This is a genomic window from Rhizobium sp. FG96 (assembly GCF_057808655.1).
In genome coordinates, this window is the sequence record NZ_JBMDIL010000008.1 from 283,004 (window position 1) to 301,959 (window position 18,956).

The following is an 18,956-nucleotide window of genomic DNA, read 5'->3' on the forward strand; positions in this document are numbered from 1 at the left end:
GCTTTTGAGGGGGCTTCAAAGCAATCGGGGCAGAGAGAAACGCTCCCTGCCCCGGCATTCACGGAGGACTTAGCCCTTGAAGGACGCGGTCCAGTAGTCTTCGATCTGCTTGACCAGGCTGGCCGGCAGCGGAACGTAGTCGAGGGAAGAGGCTTCCTTCTGACCGTTCTCAAGCGCCCACTTGAAGAAGGCGAAGGCGGCCTTGGAGCGCTCGGCGTCCTTCGGCTGCTTGTACATGATCGCCCAGGTGGTCGCGGTGATCGGCCAGGCCTTTTCGCCCGGAGCGTTGGTCATGATCAGGTAGAAGTCCTGAGCCTTGCCCCATTCGGCGCTGGCAGCAGCAGCCGAGAAGCTGTCTGCATTCGGCTTCGGATACTGGCCGGCAGCGTTCTCGACGAGAACGTAGGGCAGCTTGTTCTGCAGGGCGTAGGCGTATTCGACGTAACCGATCGAATCCTTGACGCGGGTGACGTAAGCAGCAACGCCTTCGTTGCCCTTGCCGCCGATACCGACCGGCCAGTTGACGGCGGTGCCTTCACCGACCTTGGACTTCCAGTCCGGGTTGACCTTGGAGAAGAAGTTCGTCCAGTTGAACGAGGTGCCCGAGCCGTCCGAGCGGTGAACGACGGCGATCTGGCTGTCGGGCAGCTTGAGGCCCGGGTTCAGGTCGGCGATGGCCTTGTCGTTCCACTTGGTGACGTTGCCGAGGTAGATGTCGGCGAGAACCTTGCCCGAGAGCTTGAGTTCGCCGGACTTGATACCCTTGACGTTGATGACGGGAACGATGCCGCCGACGACGACCGGGAACTGGCCGAAGCCGCCGGCCGAAAGGTCTTCAGGCTTCATCGGAGCGTCGGACGCGCCGAAATCGACCGTTGCAGCCTTGATCTGGGCGATACCGCCGCCCGAGCCGATCGACTGGTAGTTCAGCTTGTCGCCGGTCTGCTTGTTGTAGTCTGCCGACCACTTGGACAGAACCGGATAAACGAAGGTCGATCCGGCACCCGTGATGTCGGCGGCCGAAGCGGAGACTGCGAAAGCCGCAGCCAGGCCGGCGCCGAGGCAGGTCGAAAGAAGTTTTTTGGTGAGCATTATGGTCTCTTCCCTGAATGGAACGAACAATCGACGAGACCGGCGCCATGGAGGGGGTATCCATTGGCAAGGGCGCTGAAATTTCCCGTCGCAAAGGCGGGCTAGGCGCTGCACATTACAGTTTGATGACAGTTCTGCGACAGTTCGGAGTCAATGCCTCAAGGCGGAACATGCGTGCAGAAGTGTTCATTCACTAAATCAAGGATTTAACTTGTAAGGCTCTGGAAAGATTACAAAATGTTAATGTCGAGCTGCGTTGGTTTGACGCAGCTCGACACCCAGGCTTACCGATTAAGCGACGCCGTAGCGGCTTGCCGGCTTGTTATGAGAGAGGTTCGGACCGAGTGCGTGGCGCGCGGTCGTGAAGGCTTCGTAGTCGGCAGGATCCGGGAGCGACGGAATGGTCACGACTTCGCCCTGATCGAAACCGGCGAGCGCGGCATCGACGAGATCAGTGACCTCCATGACCATCGACGGCGGCAGCTGATCGATGGAATTGCCGGCGCGCTCGAAGATTTCGGTGCGGGTGAGGCCCGGCAGAACTGCCTGAACCTTGACGCCCTTCGGACCCGCTTCGGCATGGATCGACTGCGTGAGGTTGAGCACGAATGCCTTGGTGGCATTGTAGGTACCGTGGAACCGCTCAGCGAGGAAGGCCACGACCGAGGCGATGTTGATGATGCTGCCCTTGCCGCGCTTGGCAAAGGTCTGGGCGGCAGCGACGCCGAGGCGGTTGACGGCAACGACGTTCACTTCGATCATCGTCTCGAGATAATCGATATCATCTTCGAGCATCGTGGTTTTCGAGCCGATGCCGGCATTGTTGACGAGAAGCGTGATCGCCTCGTCTTCCCGCAGCCGCTTCTCAACCTTGCGCACTTCGTCGCGATTGGTCAGGTCGGCCTGAAACACCTCTGCCTTGATGCCATGAGCAGCCGAAAGCTTGTCCGCCAGAGCCTTCAAGCGGGCGGCGTCGCGGGCCACCAGCAGCAGATCGTAGCCACGTTTTGCAAGGCGATCGGCATAGGTGGCGCCGATGCCGGCGGAGGCCCCGGTGATGAGAGCAGTACCAAGAGACGAGTGTGACATCGCTAAATCCTTTTCGATGCGTTGGTAATTAGTGGTATATGCCACTATATTGAGATCGATTGGATTTTGCGCAAGAGCGCACGGCAGAAAATAATCAAAGGCGATTGACGATCGCCCACGATGCGGGGAGATGGGATCAGGAGATCGACGATGGATGAGAAAGTACCGGTTTACGAAAGCTGGGCCGTTTGCAGCAACAGCGCGCTTCGCCGCGCAACGCGACAGCTCGGGCAGCTCTACGAGGATGTGTTTGCGCCGAGCGGGCTGAGAGGCACGCAATTCAGCCTGATGACGCAGATCCACATGAACGGCGGGCCCTCGCTGAAATTCCTGGCCGACGGGCTCGTCATGGACCTTTCGGCACTCGGCCACACGCTGAAACCGCTGATCCGGGATGGGCTGGTGAAGCTTGAGCCGGATGCGAAGGACAAGCGCGTCAAGCGCGCCATGCTGACGCCGGCCGGCATCGCCAAATGGGAGGAAGGCAACCGCCTCTGGGCCGAAGCTCGCGACCGCTTCGAAAACGCCTTCGGCGCTGAAGCCGCGGCAGAGCTGCGCAACACGCTGAACCGCATTTCCTCGGCAGAATTTGCCGAGAGTTTCAGACGTTGAGACGGCTCGCCGCTACAGCCGGATCACATAATCCTTGCGAGTCGTTTCAATGACTTCCCAGGTTCCCTTGAAGCCGGGTCTGAGGATCATGCGGTCACCGGCCTTGAGGTGAACGGCGGCGCCGCCGTCTTCGGTAACGATCGAGTGACCGGAGAGGACGTTGAAATATTCCCATTCGTCGTAGGAAATGCGCCACTTGCCGGGTGTCGCTTCCCAGATGCCGGCGTAGAGGCCGCCTTCGGCTTCCTCGAAATTCCAGGTGCGGAACTGCGGATCGCCGGAGAGGATGCGGTCCGCATCGGGAGCACCGGCCTCCGGTTCGACGGCGTCGATATCGAAAACGAACTGGTTCGGCATAGGGCCTCCTAGCGGGCGGATGTGAGGAGCTTCATGCCGAAGCCCATGAAGATGACGCCGGCCATGGCATCGATGACGCGGCGGCCGCGGGCATAGGCACCGGCAACGGCCGGATTGCGCAGGATCGTCAGCACCAGCGTGTACCAGAGCGACGAGACCAGAACCATGGTGGCGACGGCGAGCGCGCCATGCATCCAGGAGTGATCGGCAGGCAACGTCGCGGCGAAGAGACTGGCGACGAAGAAGGCGGATTTCGGATTGGCGAGATTGGTGGCGAGGCCGGACCAGAAAGCCTGCTTCGGGCTGATTGCGGGGCGAAGCACGGGTTCGCCCGGCAGCGCACCGTGCCGGTAGGTGCGCCAGAGCAGCTTGGCCCCAAGCCAGAGAAGATAGGCGCCACCGGCGATCTTCAGGAAGAGATAGGCGAAGGGGGCGGCCGCAAATAGCGCGCTGATCCCGAGCCAGCCGGCCAGTCCCCAGCAGAAGGTGCCGAGAATGACGCCCGCGATCACCGCGACCGCAGCGCGCGCAGAGCCTTCGAGCGCCGTGCGCACCACGAGGAAGAAATTCGGGCCGGGCGTGATGGCGGCAACGGCCCAGATGGCGGCAACGGAGAGAAGAAACATGGGGCTGCGGACTCGCGAGAATGGATTTCGAGCGCGAGCTTAGAGGCTTTGCATCCGGCGGCCAAGGCCGTGGGCGGCGCTATTCGAGCCCGACGCGCGTTGCTCCATCTCGAAAGGGTGCCTGATCGGCCGGGGCCAGGTGGAAGGCGATGAAGAAATCGTCCATGCGATAGCCGGGATATCGTTGGTTCAGCGCCGCGACATGCGCCCGCCCCTCATCGAGCCGGCCTGCGATCGCAAGGCAGAGCGCCGCAATCGCCATGATATGGGCATGCGCATTCGGGCGGGCCGCCGCCCTCGCCGCCCAGTCGGCTGCCTCGTCGAAACGGCCGAGGCGCACCAGCGCGATCGCCCGGCTGGCCAATATGCCGAAGAGCATCGGATCGAAGGGGCTAAGCGATTGCGACTGGTCGGCTGCGGCCAGCGCCGACAGCGGATCGCCGGATTGGCATTGAACGAAGGCCAGCGAATAATGCGCGATCGCAAAGCTCGGGCTGAGATCGACGGCCTGCTGCAGCTCGGCGACCGACTGGTCATGCTGCTTGCGCAGGAAATGTGCCCGGCCGAGGGAAAGATGGGCGGCCGGATCGCGGTCGTCGGCCATCAGCCCCTGATTGGCGGCGCGATAGGCGAGCTCGGTTTCCGTGTCGCGGTCCGCCCAATGCTGAAAGGCGCTCTGGAAATGCGTGAAGGAGAGCCCGGCATAGGCGCGTGCGAAAGTCGGATCGAGGCTGATCGCCGTTTCGAAGAAATTCCGTGCCTGGTCGTTATCACCCTTGGTGAAGCGGAACATGTGCCAGAGACCGCGGTGATGCGCTTCCCAGGCATCCAGCGAATTGGGCGGCTTCAGGATGGCGCGGTTGCGTTCCAGCGTCTCCACCTCGCGCTCGATCGAGGCGACGACGCGGGTGCCGATCTCTTCCAGCAAGGTCAGCGTTTCCGCCGCGTTCTGATCGAGGCTGTCGGCCCAGACGATGGTGTTGGTCCGCGCCTCGGTCAGCTCCAGCCGGACGACAAGGCGGGTTGCGATGCGCTCGAAGGTGCCGTTGACGACGTAATCGACATCGAGCGCGGCGGCGATCTCGCCGGGAGAGCGCGGCCGCTCCCTCAGCGCAAACATCGTGCCCTGGGCGATCACCCGCAGCGTGCGCAGCTTCGAGAGCCGGGTGATGATGTCATAGACCAGCGCATCCGCCGTGCCGCCGGGGATTGCCAAGGCCGACATATCGTTGAAAGGCATGACGGCGATCGAGGCGCGGCGGGCGCCGCTCTTGGCCCGCTCCGGCGGTTGCGGTTCTGCCGCTGCAGCTGCTGAAGTTCTCGCATTTCGGGCGCCTTCCCAGGTCCGGCGCAGCGAACCGGCATCGAGCCCTTCAGCGGCGAAGGCTCTGGCCGCAGCCTTCATATGCTCCTCCGCCTCGCGGAGACGGCCCTCCGAGGCGAGTGTCGCCAGCAGCAGCTCATGCGGCTTCATATCGAAGGGGGCGATCTCGATCCAGCGGTCGAGATAGGGAAGCCGTTCGCTGGCATCGAGCCGATCGGCGATGGCTGCGAGAATTTCCGCCTGGATTTCACGGAAGCGGCGGCGTTGGGAAACCAGCCATGTCTCGAAGGCCGGATGGCGCTCGATGACGAGGCCATCGAGGAACTCGCCGGATGACCGGTCCGCAAGCTGGCGCAGCCGCTCCCGCGGCAGGCCGCCCAATCCCTCGCGGCAGGCGGCAGTGGCCTCGACGGCATCGATCGCGCAACCGGCAAGATCGAGTGCGACGGTATCGCCATGGGCGATGATGCGCTCGCCGATCAGCGAACGGATCCGGCTGAGGCACCAGCGCAATTCGCCACGCGGATCGTCGGCCACGTCCCAGAGGAGATCGCAGAGCTGCGCCCTGCCCTGCGGATAGGGAGAGAGGATCAGATAGGCGAGCAGCGCCCGCACCTTGCGCGATCCCGGCAGCTTCAGTTCCGCTCCCTCACGGCGGATGGCCATCGGCCCGAGGAGGCAGATTTCGAGCGGCGGCCGCTGCTGGTCCGCCGTTTCCACGGTCGTTCCCACGCCTGATGACACGGCGCCCCCCATGGCCTGCGCCTATACCAGAGCCGTTCGAAGCGGCAGCATCTGTTCACCGGGCGGCCGCTCTTTCACGCTCAACCAATGTGACCCAGGGAGGTCCAAATGTCTACTTCCGCGGCCCTTGCCGGCATGCCCGCTCAACCTGTAACCGATCTCGCAGCCCTCAAGGCCCGCCAGCAGGGCGCCTGGTCATCGGGCGATTACGCCGTCGTCGGAACGACGCTGCAGATCGTCGGCGAAAGCCTCTGCGAAGCGCTCGATCTGCGCGCCGGTTCGAAGGTTCTCGATGTGGCGGCCGGCAATGGCAATGGCGCACTCGCCGCCGCCCGCCGCTGGTGCGAGGTGACCGCCACCGATTACGTCCCTGCCCTTCTCGACAAGGCGATGGAGCGGGCGAATGCCGACCGGCTGGCGATGGAATTCATGGAGGCCGATGCCGAGAACCTGCCGTTCAAGGATCAGAGCTTCGATTATGTCATGTCGATCTTCGGCGTGATGTTTACGCCCGACCAGGAACGCGCCGCCGCCGAGCTCATGCGCGTCTGCAAGCGCGGCGGGTCGATCGGCTTGTCGAACTGGACGCCGGATGGCTTCATCGGCCAGCTGTTCAAGACGATCGGCAAGCATTTGCCGCCACCGGCCGGCGCCCGCTCGCCGGCCCTCTGGGGCACGCGCGCCAGGCTCGAGGAGCTGTTTCCGGCCCATGTCGCGTCGATTGCCGCGACGCCGCGCCAGTTCGTGTTTCGCTACAAGTCGCCGGCGCATTGGCTGGAGGTGTTCCGGACCTTCTACGGTCCGGTGCTCAAGGCCTTCGGCGCGCTGGACACGGCTGGCCAGATGGCACTTGCCGGCGAGCTGACCGAACTGATGACCCGTTTCAACCGGGCCGAGGACGGAACGATCGTGGTGCCGAGCGACTATCTCGAAGTGGTCATCACACGGCACTAGAGGGGGCGCAGACATGCAGCGGGCGGAAGCGTCCGCGGCATGTCGCGAGACAATTTTCACGAGGCATATCATGTCCGAGACGAACGAATTCATCTCCGAGGTGACGAAGGCCGCCCATCAGCTCCAGACGCTTGGACAGGATGAGGCCCACCATCTGATCCTCCGGTCGGTCACCGAGATACGCACGATGCGCGCGCTGGTCGGCATTCCGGCCAACAGCAATCACGACGCCGTCTTCGATCTCCTGAAGATCGCCACATCGGCCACAAGGCAGACGCCCGGCGATCTCGCACGGGCACTGCTGATGGCGGCCGACATGATGCGCACACTCGACTTGGTGATCGACAGCCGCGCGGCCATCTGCCTGACCGGCATCTGCCAGTCGAAATAGCCGCTCGGTGGCCTCTCAGGTGTGGTTCGTCAGAGATCGCCGGGCCGGCCGTCATGACGACGCGACGATGCCGCGCAAAAGCAGGTCGATGCCATCCAGATAGTCCTTACGGTCGTCGTGGGCGGGCAACTGAGCCGCCACGCTGCGCGTAAACGGATAGCTCTCGGGATCGAGTGCCGACCAGGCTGCCGCGACCTCCCCGAGAAAACTTGCTCGTTCCAGCCCTTGGACAGCTGCAAGCTTGGCGTTTGCCGCGTTTTGGCCCGCCACGCCCAGAATGTAGTTGAGCAAGGCAGAAACGGCAGACCATTCGTGTTCGGCAGAAACGCCGAGAGAGCGGACCTGCTGACCGAGGCGCTCGAAAATGCGCACCATCGGCAACTGCCCGGGCGCCGACATCAAAGCCGCGCCGACCCATGGATGGGCGTCGATGGCATCGAATAGATCCAGCGCCAGGGCGCGGATCGTTTCCTGCGGCGATCCTCCCGCCGGCTTTGCTTCCATTGTCCGGGCGATGATCTCGTCACAGGCTGCCGTCACAAGATCGCTTTTATCAGCGACGTGCCAATAGATGGCACCCGGCCCCGTCGCGAGCAACTTCGACAACGCCTGGAAGGTCAGGCCGCCTTCTCCGCCTTCATCCAACAGCCGGATAGAGGCGTCGATAATCTGTTCTCTGGTGAGGGACCGCTGCCGCCTCGATCGTGTGTCGTTCCGTTCTTTCATGGAATATCCTTGACATGAATGGAACGGCATTCCAACTATGGAATGACATTCCATTAGAGTTGCGAGGCAGTTTGTCATGCAGAAATCAGTAACGATCATCGGTGCCGGTCTTGGAGGGCTCATGCTCGCCAGGGTCCTCCGCGTCCACGGCATCACATCGACCATCTACGAAGCAGAGACGTCTCCAATCGCACGCGGCCAAGGTGGTATGCTGGATATCCACGAGGAGAACGGACAGCGGGCACTCAAGGACGCCGGGCTGTTCGACGAGTTCACGAAGCTCGTCCACCCTGGCGGCCAGCAGAGCCGGGTCCTCGACATACACGGCAAGGTCCTGTTCGATCATCCGGACGATGGCACCGGCGGCCGGCCGGAAGTTCCGAGAGGCGAGCTTCGCCGTATTCTGATCGAGTCGCTTTCTGACGGTGCGATCCGCTGGGATCACAAGGTGACGTCGATCAGCGCGCTGGGCAGCGGGCAACATCTGGTGAAGTTCGCGAACGGTACGACAGCGGCCGCCGATCTTCTCGTGGGCGCAGATGGGGCGTGGTCGAAGGTGCGCCCGCTCATTTCAAGCGCCAAGCCGGCTTACTCCGGCATTTCGTTCATCGAGACCTATCTTCGCGATACCGACGCCAATCACAAGCCGACCGCAGATGCCGTCGGCGGCGGTTCGCTGTTCGCCGTCGCTCCTGGCAAGGGCGTCCAGGCTCACCGCGAACCGGGCCAGGTATTGCATGCCTACATCGCCCTGAAGCGCGCGGAAGAATGGTTCGAACGCATTGACTTCTCCGATCGTGCGGCAGCATGCGCCGCTATCGCCGGAGAGTTCGATGGTTGGGCTCCCGAACTCACCGCCCTGATCACGCGTGCCGACACAGTGCCGGTTCTGCGGATGCTCCACACTCTGCCCGCCGACCATCGTTGGGATCGCGTTCCCGGCGTGACGCTTGTCGGCGACGCGGCGCATCTGATGATCCCCTCAGGTGAAGGGGCCAATCTGGCAATGTACGATGGCGCGGAACTCGGGAAAGCGATCGCCGCCCATGAGGACGATATCGAAACAGCGCTTTCTGTATATGAACGGGAACTCTTCGCTCGCAGCGCCGCTGCGGCAGTGGATGCCACCGGGATGATGGACGTGCTGTTTGGAGCAGATGCGCCCCAAAGCCTGCTCGACTTCTTCAGGGCGAATGTCCCGAGTTGAATGTCTGCCTGTGGCCCGGCCGCAGAAAACGTCCTGTTTTCAGGGGTTCTCGGCGGCCGGATCATTAAAACCTGCTAACGTCGGTGTCAGAGGTTTGTGACGAACTACATCAGATCTTCGCCAGCGACTGTTCGAGGTCGGCGATGATGTCCTTGACGTCCTCGATGCCGATCGACAGGCGCACGACATCAGGGCCGGCGCCGGCGGCGATGCGCTGCTCGTCGGTCAGCTGGCGGTGCGTCGTCGAGGCCGGGTGGATGACCAGCGAGCGGGTGTCGCCGATATTGGCGAGGTGCGAGAAGAGCTCGAGGCCTTCGACGAAGGTCTTGCCCGCCTCGTAGCCGCCCTTGACGCCGAAGGTGAAGACCGAGCCGGCGCCCTTCGGCGAATAACGCTGCTGCAGCGCATGGTTCGGATCGTCTTCCAGGCCGGCGTAGTTGACCCAGGCGACCTTGCTGTGCGCCTTCAGCCATTTGGCGACGGCAAGGGAGTTCTCGCTGTGGCGCTGCATGCGCAGCGGCAGGGTTTCGATGCCGGTCAGGATCAGGAAGGCGTTGAAGGGCGAGATTGCCGGGCCGAGGTCGCGCAGGCCGAGAACGCGGCAGGCTATCGCAAAGGCGAAGTTGCCGAAAGTCGAGTGCAGCACCACGCCGTTATATTCCGGGCGCGGGCTCGACAGCATCGGGTAATTGCCGGATTTCGACCAGTCGAAGGTGCCGCCATCGACGATGATGCCGCCCATCGAATTGCCGTGGCCGCCGAGGAACTTGGTCAGCGAATGGATCACGATATCGGCGCCGTGTTCGATCGGGCGAATGAGATAGGGCGAAGCCATCGTGTTATCGACGATCAGCGGCAGGCCGTGCTTGTGGGCGACCTCGGCGATCGCTGCGATATCGACGAAGGTGCCGCCCGGATTGGCGAGGCTTTCGATGAAGATCGCCCGGGTCTTGCCGTCGATCTGGCTCTCGAAGCTCTTGGGATCGGCGACATCGCCCCAACGCACCTGCCAGCCGAAATTATCGAAGGCGTGGCCGAACTGATTGATCGAGCCGCCATAGAGGCGCTTGGCGGCGACGAAATTGTCGCCCGGGCGCATGATGGTGTGGAAGACGATCATCTGCGCCGCATGGCCGGAGGCGACGGCGAGAGCGGCCGTACCGCCTTCGAGCGCGGCAACGCGCTCTTCGAGCACGGCCTGCGTCGGGTTCATGATGCGGGTGTAGATATTGCCGAAGGCCTGCAGGCCGAAGAGCGAGGCGGCGTGGTCCGCGTCGTTGAAGACGTAAGCCGTCGTCTGGTAGATCGGCGTCGCGCGGGCGCCGGTCGCCGGATCGGGCTGCGCGCCCGCGTGAACTGCCAGTGTATTGAAGCCAGGATTATTGCTTGCCATGAGGCCCTCCCATCGTTGTCGATGGCCGCAGCATAACCAAGGCGCCGCAAATGTTAATCGCCTGCCGTTTCAACCAACGGAAGAAACGTGGAAAATCCGTTCGCTATCCCGCAAGCCGCGGAATTTCGATTGCCGGGCAGCGGTCCATGACCACCTTGATGCCGCCGGCTTCGGCGCGCCGGGCCGCATCGTCATCACGTACGCCAAGCTGCGCCCAGATGACCCGCGGGCGGACGGCGAGCGCCAGCGTCTCGGTCACCACTTCCTGCAGATATTCCGAAGCGCGGAACACATCGATCATATCGACCGGCACCGGTATATCCTCAAGCTTGCCATAGACCAGCTGGCCGTGAATCTGCTTGCCCGCCTGGCCGGGATTGACCGGGATCACCTGATAGCCGCGCGAGAGCAGATATCCCATCACGCCGTTGCTTGGCCGCGCCGGGTTTGGCGAGGCGCCGGTGAGAGCGATCGTCCGCACCGAATTCAGAATGTCGGCAATATAGCTGTCGCTGTAGTGATCGTGATCCATTGGCCCGTCCCCCGTCGGCATTTTTCCACCCAGTTGAAACCTGCAGTTATTTGGAGCGTATATATAGCCATAGGGTTCCCAAGGAGGAATGGCCCATGAAAAAACTTGCGCTCACGCTCGCCATCGTTCTGGTGGCATCTCCGTCTTTCGCGATCTCCCGTCTCAACCCGCTGGCGATGAGCTGCGCCAGTGCCCGGGCGGCGGTGCATAACCAGGGCGCGGTGATCTTCCGCTGGACCTCGCCGCGCGGCCTGCCGCTCTACGACCGCTTCGTGCGCAACAGCCGCTATTGTGACGCCAACCAATATGCCGAGTGGAAAAACATACCGACTCGCGACGATCGCTCCTGCCCGGTGCTCAATTGCCAGAACATAGACAATCTGGACGGGAATTTCCTGATTCCAGACAATTCATTGTGACGTATCGGGGCGTGTGAGAAACCGCTCTCACCCGGGAATGCCGGGCGCTGCATTTCGCGCATTTGCGAGGCCATTGCGATGAAATGCAGCCTATGGGAGCACAATTTTCACGATGCCAGAATAATAGAATAATCTCTATATTTCAGCAGGATAACCAGTTGGTGAATAGATCCGGACACAGATGTTCCACTTCCGTTTCATCTTTAAGCCAGCTTCGTTCACGCATATATTAGAAACACCTCACAGTTGAGTTCGGCGAATCGGAATAAACGCATGAGGAGTGCTCGCAAAACGGGTCCATGCAAAGTCCCGTCTTTGGATTTTGCGAGCCTCGAACAACCGATAAACGTGCCGTCAGGTTGCAAAATATGACAGGCGCATTGCTTTTTGCCCGGCCGGGGCTCATACCGCTGCAGCAGTCTCGCCCCACCGTTTCCGGTCTCGATCGTGCCCCTCGACGTCATTCTTCTGGTTCTCTTCGGCGCTCTTCTCCATGCGACATGGAACGCCATCATCAAGGCCGGCGTCGACAAGTCGCTGGATGCGGCACTGGTATCGGCGGGTGGCGCGGTCTCGGCCCTTCCCTTCCTCGCCTTCCTGCCGCTGCCCAATGCGGCGGCATGGCCGTTCATCGGCTGCTCGGCGATCCTGCAGTTCGCTTATTTCCAGCTGGTGGCCGGCGCCTACAGGGCGGGTGATATCGGGCTGGTCTATCCCTTGATGCGCGGCTGCGCGCCGCTTCTGATTGCCGCGACCAGTAGCTTCGTGCTTGGCGAAACGCTGACCGGTGGCGCCTTGATCGGCACGATGACGATCTGCGCCGGCATTCTGACGCTTGCCTTCGAGGCCCGGCATGGCAGCCGCCACGCGATCATGCTGGCGCTGATCAATGCCTGCGTTATCGCCACCTATACCTATGTCGACGGCATCGGCGCCCGGCTTTCCGGCAATGCGATTTCCTATACGCTGTGGATGTCGCTGCTGCCGCCGGTGCTGCTGTTTGCCTGGGCGATCTCGCGCCGCGGCGCCCGCGTCGTCGCCATCCATGTCCGGGTGCACTGGTGGCGCGGGCTGATCGGCGGCGCAGGCTCGATCGCTTCCTACGGTTTCGCACTCTGGGCGATGACCAAGGCGCCGGTCGCAACCGTCGCGGCGCTGCGCGAAACCTCGATCCTCTTCGCGCTGATCATCTCGGTGCTGGTGCTGAAAGAACGCGCCAGCCCTTGGCGCTACCTCGCCGGCGTCATCATCGCCGCCGGCGGGTTGATCCTGAAGCTTGGGTAGCTTCAGGCGGCCGACTGCGCAGGAATGACCTCGCGCGAAATCTTCTCGCCATTTTCCCGTTCGGCAACGGCAAGATCGAAGGCCGACTGCAGGCTCAGCCAAAACTGCGGATCATTGCCGAAATAACGTCCCAAACGCAGCGCCGTGTCGGGACTGATGGCGCGGCGCTCGTTCAAGATTTCGGATACCCGGCCCGAATTGATGCGCAGCGCCAAGGCAAGCGCGTTGCCGCTCATATTACGAGCCTCAAGCTCTTCCTTGAGAATGCTTCCGGGGTGAACCTCAAACATGTTCGTCCTCAATGATAGTCGACAATTTCCACATCCCAGGCGTGGCCGTCTTCGAAGCGGAAACACAAGCGCCATGGCCCGTTAATAATCATCGCCCATTCGCCTTTGCGATCGCCCGACAATTTGTGCAAGCCCACTGATTTCAGCGGGCTCAGATCGTCGAGTGATTTTGCGTTGTGCAGCATGACCACGCGCTGCTTTGCCTTAACGACGTCGAGGCCGGAAAACTTCGACTTGCCGGTTTTCAGGAACTGTTCAGTCGCGCTTGTCGCCACGCTACGGATCATTCGTCAAACATACTACGCCACGCGTAGTATGTCGAGCGTCACTCCTCCGGCCAGACCGGCATGCGCTTGCCGAGGAATGCGCCGATCCCCTCTTCTGCATCGGCTGTCAGCATACTGTCGACCATGGTTTCGGCGGCGAAGGTGTAGGCTTCCTCAATCGGCATTTCGAGCTGGCGATAGAAGGCTTCCTTGCCGATGCGGATCGCTTCCGGCGATTTCGAGGCGATGACGGAGGCGTATTTCGTCACCACCTGCGTCAGATACTGCTTCGGCACGATGCGGTTGACGAGGCCGAAATCCTTGGCGGTCGAGGCGTCGATGGTTTCGCCGGTCAACAGCATTTCCATCGCCTGCTTGCGATGCGCGGCGCGCGATACGGCGACCATCGGCGTCGAGCAAAACAGACCGATATTGACGCCCGGCGTGCAGAAGGTCGCTGTGTCGGTGCAGATCGCCAGATCGCAGGAAGCGACCAGCTGGCAGCCTGCTGCCGTCGCCAGGCCGTCGATCTCGGCGATCACGGGCTTCGGCAGACGGGCGATCTCCAGCATCAGGTCGGCCGCCAGCGCAAAGCTCTCCTCGAAGAAGGCGACGCCGTCGTCGGCATCGGCGCGGTGCGCGGTCAGCTCCTTCAGGTCATGCCCCGCAGAGAAGACGTTGCCGGTCGAGGCGATGATGACGACGCGGACCGCGGAGTCTTCGCCAGCGGCCTGGAGTTCGCCCATCAGCGTTTCCATGACGGCGATCGACAGGGCGTTGGCTGGCGGATTGTTCAAGGTCAGCCTGAGAACGCCGTCATTCAGCTGGCGCAGCACCAGCGCGCCCTCACCCGCCTTGTCTGGATCTTTCCGGAAGGAAACGACTTCGGCCATTGGTCTAACTCCCTGCATGTATCTTTCGTGCTAGATGTTCTGCCACAGCCAGCCGGCAATTTCGAGGAGAAGCGATGCAACCGGTCATGACGATCGACGAGGTCCACCGTTTTCTGGAGACGGACTTTCCGCAGATCCACACCGACGGACGCGTGCTGGAGGTGATCGATATCGCGCCCGGCAAGGCCTCGATGCGGCTCGATCCCTCAGAACGGCATCTGCGGCCGGGCGGCACGGTTTCCGGCCCGGCGCTTTTCACGCTGGCGGATGTCACCGCCTATGTCGCAGTGCTCGCGCATATCGGCCCGGTGGCGCTTGCAGTGACCACAAATCTCAACATCAATTTCCTCCGATTGCCGAAGCCGGAGCCGACCTTCTGCACCTGCCGGATTCTCAAGCTCGGCAAGCGTCTGGCGGTGATCGACGCCTCGATCTTTCAGCGCGATGAGAGCGAATTGATCGCGCAGGCCACCGCCACCTACTCGATTCCGCCGCGATAAATGTGAGGTATCATAATACCGTATAATTATCGTATTGATTTTGCTTATCTATTTTTTCGATCGCCCAGTTTCGCGATATTGACCGCAGAAGGCATTGCCTCTATACACACCGCCAGAAACGCAGCCTTTCCGGGCTGCTTTCTTTTTGGTGCGTCCCAGGACCACTAAACCAAGCAACAAGAAACGCCCTTCGCCTTCGGGCACAAGGGATCCAAAAGAGAGTAACGACTATGGCAACTTTCTCCCAGAAGCCTGCAGAGGTGGAGAAGAAGTGGGTCATCATCGACGCCGAAGGGCTCGTCGTTGGCCGTCTCGCTTCCATCATCGCTATGCGCCTGCGCGGCAAGCACAAGGCAACCTTCACGCCCCACGTTGACGACGGCGACAACGTCATCGTCATCAATGCCGACAAGGTCGTATTCACCGGCAAGAAGTACTCCGACAAGGTTTACTACTGGCACACGGGTTACGCCGGCGGCATCAAGGAGCGTACCGCTCGCCAGATCATCGAAGGCCGCTTCCCGGAGCGCGTTCTCGAGAAGGCCGTTGAGCGCATGGTTCCGCGTGGCCCGCTCGGCCGTCGCCAGATGAAGAACCTCCGCGTTTACGCTGGTTCCAACCATCCCCATGAAGCACAGCAGCCGACCGTCCTCGACGTCTCCAAGCTGAACAAGAAGAACGTAAGGAGCGCCTAAGAATGGCTGACCTCTCCTCCCTGAAGGATCTCGGCACGTCCGCTGAAGCAGCTGCTCCGGTTCACGTCCGCAAGGTCGACTCGCTTGGCCGTTCCTACGCGACCGGCAAGCGTAAGGACGCCGTAGCCCGCGTTTGGGTCAAGGCCGGCTCCGGCAAGATCATCGTCAACGGCAAGGACTTCACGGCATACTTCGCCCGTCCGGTTCTGCAGATGATCCTGCGTCAGCCGATCGTCGCTGCTGCCCGTGACGGCCAGTTCGACATCATCGCAACGGTTGCAGGCGGCGGTCTTTCCGGCCAGGCCGGTGCCGTTCGTCACGGTCTGTCCAAGGCTCTCACCTACTTCGAACCGGGCCTGCGCTCGGTCCTGAAGAAGGGTGGCTTCCTGACCCGCGACAGCCGCGTCGTCGAGCGTAAGAAGTACGGTAAGGCCAAGGCCCGCCGTTCGTTCCAGTTCTCGAAGCGCTAATCGCTTTCTGGATATACTTTTTGGAAAGGCCGGGTGCAAACCCGGCCTTTTCTTATTGGCGGGACGCGTGCTTTGACATCCCGAATTTGTGAACTATAATTCACAGATGATCGAAGTTCGCCAGACTGCCTTGTTCGGGAAATGGCTCGGCGAGCTTCGGGACGCGCATGCCCGCATCCGCATCGTCACACGCATCCGTCGCCTGGAACTCGGCAATCCCGGTGATGTCAAACCGGTCGGCGGTGGCGTCAGCGAGATACGCATCGACTACGGACCTGGATACCGCGTCTATTTCACCCGTGTTGGCGACGCGATCGTCATTCTCTTGTGCGGCGGGGACAAATCCTCGCAAAGCCGAGACATTGCCCAGGCCAAGCAATTGGCGAAGGAGATCTAAGATGCCTCTCGAAACCACGCGCTTCGACGTTCAGGATCACCTGAAGACGGAGGATGAGCGCATGCTCTATCTCGAAGCGGCGTTCGAAGACGGCGATCCAGCCCTCATTGCCCACGCCCTCGGAGACGTCGCTCGCGCCGCAGGCATGAGCGCGGTCGCCAAGGAGGCGGGCGTCACCCGCGAGGCGCTCTACAAATCGCTGAGCGAAACCGGAGATCCGCGGCTTTCGACATTCTTCGGCGTGATCAAGGCCCTTGGCCTGAAAGTCTCGATCTCGCCTGCTGATGCGGATGCCGCCTGACGCCTATTCCTCCTTGTGAAAGAAGGCCTCAAGCCGGTAGCCATCGGGGTCGATGATGAAGGCGGCGTAGTAGAACTGGCCGTAATCCGGGCGGATGCCGGGAGGTCCGTTGTCTTCGCCGCCATTGGCAATGCCGGCGGCGTGGAAGGCGTTGACGGATTCTTCGCTGGGCGCGGTGAAGCAGAAGTGCAGACCAGATCGCCGGTCGGCCGGGACCGGGCGCTCGACCTGGCTCACCCAGAAGGCCGGGCCATCGGCACCGTAGCCGACCGTTCCGTCGAAATTCGACAGCCGCTCATAGCCGAGCGGCGCAAGCAGCGCATCATAGAAGCGGCGTGAGCGCTCCAGATCCTTCACCCCAATCGATACGTGATCGAACATGCCCATGGGCGCCTCCTTGTCCGTTTCCGCAAACTTCATGGAAGCGATTGCCGAAGTCAACGCGGCATTCGGCAGCCCTGGCTTGCCCGATAAGGGACCGGCTGTTAAACCGGACGAGGTTTTCAACCGGACAAGACAGGACCTGACATGGGAGCCACCCCGTCCGCAGACAGATAGGCCGCAGCGACCCTTGATGTTGTTGCGGCGTCTGTCCCGTCAATCCAGACCGATGAGAAGGCAGATCGCCGTCGAATGAACGTTCGAACGGATGAAGACACATGCCTTATCGAAACAGAGACTGGACATACCCCCTCCCCGTGGCGCTGCTTCTGCTTGCGCCCTTCGATATCCTGGCTTCGCTTGCCATGGATATCTATCTGCCCGTCGTGCCACAGATGCCGGCAGCGCTCGGCACATCGGCCACCGTCATCCAGCTGACGCTCAGCCTCTACATGCTGATGCTCGGCGCCGGACAGCTACTCTTCGGCCCGCTCTCCGACCGTATCGGCAGGCGGCCCGTGCTGCTCGGCGGCGCGCTGCTCTTTGCCGGTTCGTCGCCGATACTGGCCGCCACCTCCTCCGCGCCGCTCTTCGTCGTCTTCAGGCTGCTGCAGGCGGCGGGGGCATCGGCTGCGCTGGTCGCGACATTCGCCACCGTGCGGGACGTCTATGCGGCACGGCCTGAAGGCGCCGTCATTTATAGCCTGCTCGGCGCCATCCTCTCCTTCGTCCCGGCTCTCGGGCCGATTGCCGGTGCGCTAATCGCCGGTCATCTCGGATGGCGGGCGATCTTCGTCCTGCTTGGCGTGCTGATGCTGACGGCGATGATCGCGGCCCTCGCACGATGGCACGAGACCCGGCCGGAGACGGCGGCAGCCGGCGCGATCGGTATCGGTACGATCCTCAGAAGCGGTGCCTTCTGGACCTATACGATCGGCTTCAGCGCGGCGATGGGGTCGTTCTTCGTGTTCTTCTCCACTGCGCCCCGGGTGCTGATCGAAAGGGCCGGTTTCTCGCAAATGGTTTTCAGCCTCTCGTTTGCGACATCGGCGATGGTGATGATCGTTGCCGCCCGTTTTGCCGGGCGCTTCGTCAAGCGCTGGGGAACAGCGGGCAGCCTGGCGCGGGGCATGGGGCTGCTCATTCTCGGCGCGATGCTGCTCGGCTTCGGCGAACTCTTTCTCGCGCCGTCCTTCGTCAGCTTCATCCTACCGATGTGGATCATCTCGCTCGGCATCGTCCTGACGACGGCGGTGACGGCGAATGGGGCGCTGGCCGATTTCGGCGACAGGGCGGGCACGGCGGTGGCGCTCTATTTCTGCATCCAGAGCCTGATCGTTGCCTGCGCCGGGACGGGATTCGTGCTCGTTCTCGGCGGCGATACGGCCTGGCCGCTTGCGGGCTTCTGCACCGTCTCGGCTGCGGTCACTCTCCTCGCACTCCGGCGCCTCAGATAACAGACGACGCGATGGCGGCGGTCCACCTGCCGCCATCGCTTGCAATCAGCAGCATCCTCGCCTAGGCCTTTCTTCCGAAGAGGAATTGCCATGTCCAGCCAGCCCTCACCCTTCGCCGAAACGCCAGAGCCGCCCTATTACGTCGTGACCTTTTCGTCGACGCGAACCGAGGGCGATCATGGTTACGGCGCCATGGCCGACCGGATGGCCGAGCTTGCGTTGCAGCAGCCGGGCTGTCTTGGCGCCGAGAGCGCCCGCGATGCCGGCGGCTTCGGCATCACCAATTCCTATTGGGCCGATGAGGAGAGCCTTAAGGCCTGGAAGCAGGTCGCGAGCCATCTTGCCGCCCAGCGCATCGGCCGCGACCGCTGGTACAAGCAATACAAGGTTCGCATTGCGCGCGTGGAACGGGCCTATGAATTCACCGCCTCTGATGACGGCGAGCAAGCCTGAGATCGGCGGACAGCCGTCGCCCGGAGCCTTCGCTTGCAATCGGCGGCGTCCTCGCCTAGGCCTTTCTTCCGAAGAGGAATTGCCATGTCCAGCCAGCCCTCAC

General features: G+C 62.1%; 25 protein-coding genes. 13 read left to right on the forward strand and 12 right to left on the reverse strand.

Features of this window, described 5'->3' with window-relative positions; translation table 11 throughout:
• Positions 1-69 precede the first annotated feature (69 nt).
• Complete coding sequence (gene pstS / locus ACODR6_RS18420) at positions 70-1,092, reverse strand: phosphate ABC transporter substrate-binding protein PstS (protein WP_489023449.1); 1,023 nt, start codon at positions 1,090-1,092, stop codon at positions 70-72.
• A gap of 291 nt (positions 1,093-1,383) precedes the next feature.
• Complete coding sequence (locus ACODR6_RS18425; protein ID WP_489023451.1) at positions 1,384-2,181, reverse strand: SDR family NAD(P)-dependent oxidoreductase; 798 nt, start codon at positions 2,179-2,181, stop codon at positions 1,384-1,386.
• 150 nt (positions 2,182-2,331) lie between these two features.
• Here ACODR6_RS18425 and ACODR6_RS18430 point away from each other — a divergent pair, with 150 nt between their 5' ends.
• Entirely contained in the window at positions 2,332-2,793 is a 462-nt protein-coding gene (locus tag ACODR6_RS18430) for a MarR family winged helix-turn-helix transcriptional regulator (RefSeq protein ID WP_489023453.1), read from the forward strand.
• A gap of 12 nt (positions 2,794-2,805) precedes the next feature.
• Here ACODR6_RS18430 and ACODR6_RS18435 read toward each other — a convergent pair whose 3' ends face one another.
• From ACODR6_RS18435 to ACODR6_RS18445, 3 genes are all read right to left on the reverse strand, one after another.
• Positions 2,806-3,150, reverse strand: coding sequence for a cupin domain-containing protein (locus ACODR6_RS18435; RefSeq protein WP_112718699.1), 345 nt, complete (start codon positions 3,148-3,150; stop codon positions 2,806-2,808).
• Between the two features lie 8 nt (positions 3,151-3,158).
• Positions 3,159-3,776, reverse strand: coding sequence for a LysE family transporter (locus ACODR6_RS18440; protein ID WP_489023455.1), 618 nt, complete (start codon positions 3,774-3,776; stop codon positions 3,159-3,161).
• Positions 3,777-3,855: 79 nt separating this feature from the next.
• Positions 3,856-5,844, reverse strand: a complete 1,989-nt coding sequence (locus ACODR6_RS18445) for a tetratricopeptide repeat protein (protein ID WP_489023457.1) — start codon at positions 5,842-5,844, stop codon at positions 3,856-3,858.
• Between the two features lie 108 nt (positions 5,845-5,952).
• Between ACODR6_RS18445 and ACODR6_RS18450 the strand changes: the two genes are divergently transcribed.
• Together ACODR6_RS18450 and ACODR6_RS18455 are read left to right on the forward strand one after the other, a co-directional pair.
• Positions 5,953-6,798 (forward strand): class I SAM-dependent methyltransferase, encoded by an 846-nt coding sequence (locus ACODR6_RS18450; RefSeq protein ID WP_489023459.1) that lies wholly within the window; start codon positions 5,953-5,955, stop codon positions 6,796-6,798.
• A gap of 70 nt (positions 6,799-6,868) precedes the next feature.
• Complete coding sequence (locus ACODR6_RS18455; protein ID WP_489023460.1) at positions 6,869-7,189, forward strand: hypothetical protein; 321 nt, start codon at positions 6,869-6,871, stop codon at positions 7,187-7,189.
• A gap of 51 nt (positions 7,190-7,240) precedes the next feature.
• Here the strand turns inward: ACODR6_RS18455 and ACODR6_RS18460 are convergent, their stop codons facing one another.
• Positions 7,241-7,915, reverse strand: coding sequence for a TetR/AcrR family transcriptional regulator (locus ACODR6_RS18460; RefSeq protein ID WP_489023462.1), 675 nt, complete (start codon positions 7,913-7,915; stop codon positions 7,241-7,243).
• Between the two features lie 76 nt (positions 7,916-7,991).
• Between ACODR6_RS18460 and ACODR6_RS18465 the strand changes: the two genes are divergently transcribed.
• On the forward strand, positions 7,992-9,122 hold the full coding sequence (locus tag ACODR6_RS18465; protein ID WP_489023463.1) for an FAD-dependent oxidoreductase: 1,131 nt from the start codon (positions 7,992-7,994) through the stop codon (positions 9,120-9,122).
• A gap of 109 nt (positions 9,123-9,231) precedes the next feature.
• Here ACODR6_RS18465 and ACODR6_RS18470 read toward each other — a convergent pair whose 3' ends face one another.
• Both ACODR6_RS18470 and ACODR6_RS18475 read right to left on the reverse strand, forming a co-directional pair.
• Entirely contained in the window at positions 9,232-10,515 is a 1,284-nt protein-coding gene (locus ACODR6_RS18470; protein ID WP_112718709.1) for an O-acetylhomoserine aminocarboxypropyltransferase, read from the reverse strand.
• A 103-nt stretch (positions 10,516-10,618) separates the two neighbouring features.
• Positions 10,619-11,047 (reverse strand): CoA-binding protein, encoded by a 429-nt coding sequence (locus ACODR6_RS18475; protein ID WP_112718710.1) that lies wholly within the window; start codon positions 11,045-11,047, stop codon positions 10,619-10,621.
• Between the two features lie 95 nt (positions 11,048-11,142).
• On the opposite strand from ACODR6_RS18475, the gene ACODR6_RS18480 reads away from it, so the two are divergent.
• Together ACODR6_RS18480 and ACODR6_RS18485 are read left to right on the forward strand one after the other, a co-directional pair.
• Positions 11,143-11,466, forward strand: a complete 324-nt coding sequence (locus ACODR6_RS18480) for a hypothetical protein (RefSeq protein ID WP_112718711.1) — start codon at positions 11,143-11,145, stop codon at positions 11,464-11,466.
• A 447-nt stretch (positions 11,467-11,913) separates the two neighbouring features.
• Positions 11,914-12,750: an EamA family transporter gene (locus ACODR6_RS18485; protein ID WP_112718713.1), complete on the forward strand. Its 837-nt coding sequence runs from the start codon at positions 11,914-11,916 to the stop codon at positions 12,748-12,750.
• Positions 12,751-12,752: 2 nt separating this feature from the next.
• Here the strand turns inward: ACODR6_RS18485 and ACODR6_RS18490 are convergent, their stop codons facing one another.
• The 3 genes from ACODR6_RS18490 to ACODR6_RS18500 are packed head-to-tail and all read right to left on the reverse strand — an operon-like array spanning position 12,753 to position 14,199.
• On the reverse strand, positions 12,753-13,040 hold the full coding sequence (locus ACODR6_RS18490; protein ID WP_112718714.1) for a HigA family addiction module antitoxin: 288 nt from the start codon (positions 13,038-13,040) through the stop codon (positions 12,753-12,755).
• A gap of 8 nt (positions 13,041-13,048) precedes the next feature.
• On the reverse strand, positions 13,049-13,327 hold the full coding sequence (locus ACODR6_RS18495) for a type II toxin-antitoxin system RelE/ParE family toxin (RefSeq protein ID WP_112718715.1): 279 nt from the start codon (positions 13,325-13,327) through the stop codon (positions 13,049-13,051).
• Positions 13,328-13,365: 38 nt separating this feature from the next.
• Positions 13,366-14,199: an enoyl-CoA hydratase gene (locus ACODR6_RS18500; protein WP_112718716.1), complete on the reverse strand. Its 834-nt coding sequence runs from the start codon at positions 14,197-14,199 to the stop codon at positions 13,366-13,368.
• Between the two features lie 74 nt (positions 14,200-14,273).
• On the opposite strand from ACODR6_RS18500, the gene ACODR6_RS18505 reads away from it, so the two are divergent.
• The 5 genes from ACODR6_RS18505 to ACODR6_RS18525 all read left to right on the forward strand — a co-directional run bounded on the left by ACODR6_RS18505 (position 14,274) and on the right by ACODR6_RS18525 (position 16,562).
• Positions 14,274-14,699, forward strand: a complete 426-nt coding sequence (locus ACODR6_RS18505) for a PaaI family thioesterase (RefSeq protein ID WP_199628768.1) — start codon at positions 14,274-14,276, stop codon at positions 14,697-14,699.
• A gap of 230 nt (positions 14,700-14,929) precedes the next feature.
• On the forward strand, positions 14,930-15,394 hold the full coding sequence (rplM, locus tag ACODR6_RS18510) for a 50S ribosomal protein L13 (RefSeq protein WP_112718718.1): 465 nt from the start codon (positions 14,930-14,932) through the stop codon (positions 15,392-15,394).
• Positions 15,395-15,396: 2 nt separating this feature from the next.
• A complete protein-coding gene (gene rpsI, locus ACODR6_RS18515; RefSeq protein ID WP_112718719.1) occupies positions 15,397-15,864 on the forward strand; it encodes a 30S ribosomal protein S9 in 468 nt (155 codons plus the stop codon).
• 106 nt (positions 15,865-15,970) lie between these two features.
• The gene (locus ACODR6_RS18520; RefSeq protein WP_199628769.1) at positions 15,971-16,261 is read left to right on the forward strand and encodes a type II toxin-antitoxin system RelE/ParE family toxin; all 291 of its coding nucleotides are present in this window, start codon (positions 15,971-15,973) and stop codon (positions 16,259-16,261) included.
• A gap of 1 nt (position 16,262) precedes the next feature.
• Complete coding sequence (locus ACODR6_RS18525) at positions 16,263-16,562, forward strand: addiction module antidote protein (RefSeq protein WP_130282662.1); 300 nt, start codon at positions 16,263-16,265, stop codon at positions 16,560-16,562.
• A gap of 3 nt (positions 16,563-16,565) precedes the next feature.
• Here ACODR6_RS18525 and ACODR6_RS18530 read toward each other — a convergent pair whose 3' ends face one another.
• Positions 16,566-16,943, reverse strand: coding sequence for a VOC family protein (locus ACODR6_RS18530; RefSeq protein WP_130282878.1), 378 nt, complete (start codon positions 16,941-16,943; stop codon positions 16,566-16,568).
• Positions 16,944-17,221: 278 nt separating this feature from the next.
• Between ACODR6_RS18530 and cml the strand changes: the two genes are divergently transcribed.
• Complete coding sequence (gene cml / locus ACODR6_RS18535) at positions 17,222-18,400, forward strand: CmlA/FloR family chloramphenicol efflux MFS transporter (protein ID WP_489023470.1); 1,179 nt, start codon at positions 17,222-17,224, stop codon at positions 18,398-18,400.
• Between the two features lie 90 nt (positions 18,401-18,490).
• Positions 18,491-18,853, forward strand: a complete 363-nt coding sequence (locus ACODR6_RS18540) for an antibiotic biosynthesis monooxygenase family protein (RefSeq protein ID WP_413709248.1) — start codon at positions 18,491-18,493, stop codon at positions 18,851-18,853.
• Positions 18,854-18,956 lie beyond the last annotated feature (103 nt).